1 protein-coding gene and 1 pseudogene are annotated in these 1,098 nt (G+C 34.9%); both read right to left on the minus strand.

Annotated features, from left to right (window positions below; genetic code table 11):
• Positions 1-296: 296 nt before the first annotated feature.
• Positions 297-500 (minus strand): hypothetical protein, encoded by a 204-nt coding sequence (locus tag F6K13_RS34400; protein WP_287290126.1) that lies wholly within the window; start codon positions 498-500, stop codon positions 297-299.
• 42 nt (positions 501-542) lie between these two features.
• Positions 543-1,098 (minus strand): annotated as a pseudogene (locus F6K13_RS34405) (lipid-A-disaccharide synthase); the annotation flags it as partial.

The following is a 1,098-nucleotide window of genomic DNA, read 5'->3' on the forward strand; positions in this document are numbered from 1 at the left end:
GTTCTGCCCAACTATGCGCCTAAAATACGCTCCATGCATGAGCGTGAAGAGCTGAAACAGGCGCACTTTTTTCGTTCCCAAAAAGGCACTTGTCTTTATATGTCAATGCTTTTATATTTAATCAGCAAGCCCTATTTAGCTTTATAGCTATTTATAACTATTCAACCAGACATAATATATACCAGAAGGAAGAAGGAAGAAGGAAGAAGGAGGAAGGCTATTAAGCAAAAAAAAACCTAAATTTCCTGTAGATATTCACCCTTGAATTTACACAAACTATACTAACGGACATGATATTAATTATGAAGAACTATTTGCTCAAATTCTCTTCTACAAATAATTATCTTTTCTGTGCCGGGTTTAATATCAAATCCATTTAATTCGGTATAAAAACATTCTCCATCTTCACGGCATTGCTGAGGGGCGGGATGAATATCAGTGGGATGTGTATCCTGCCTGCGGTGAAAATATAAGGAACGGGTAAGATGCCCATTCCACAAAACACAAAACTATAATTGCCTTTAATTGTCTCAAAAATATCTTTATTTTCCGCTCAAAACTGAATCTAAAATTGCTTGAGCTGCACGACTACAAACTCCTTCTTTTCCCAAAGCATGACGCATTTCCTGATAATTTACTATCATTTTTTCTCGGCACTGAGAATTTAATAGAAGTTCCAAAGCTTCAGAAACAATTTTTTCAGGAGTAGCATTTTCTTGAAACAATTCTGGCACAATAGCTTTCATTTGTACCAAATTTGGTGGCGACATAAATGGAATTGAAAATCTCAAAATATTCCTAGCAATCCAAACAGTTATTGGATTAACTTTATAAACTACTACTTGCGGTACATTTAGCAAAGCTATTTCCAAATTTACAGTACCAGATTTAGCGATCGCTAAGTCGGCTGCAGCCAGAATTTCTAAATTTTTACTTTCTTGTATTTCTTGATTATTTTGTGGCAGAGATGGATAAATTTTTGCCTGTAGTTGATACTTCTTAATTGCCTCTTCAATAGGATGACGATAACTTTCTAAAGAAAGAGGAATTAGAAAATGAACTTGAGGTAATTTTTCCTGAATTATTTGTGCTGCTCGA

It is taken from the genome of Okeania sp. SIO2B9, from assembly GCF_010672505.1.
Classification (GTDB): Bacteria; Cyanobacteriota; Cyanobacteriia; order Cyanobacteriales; family Microcoleaceae; genus Okeania; species Okeania hirsuta.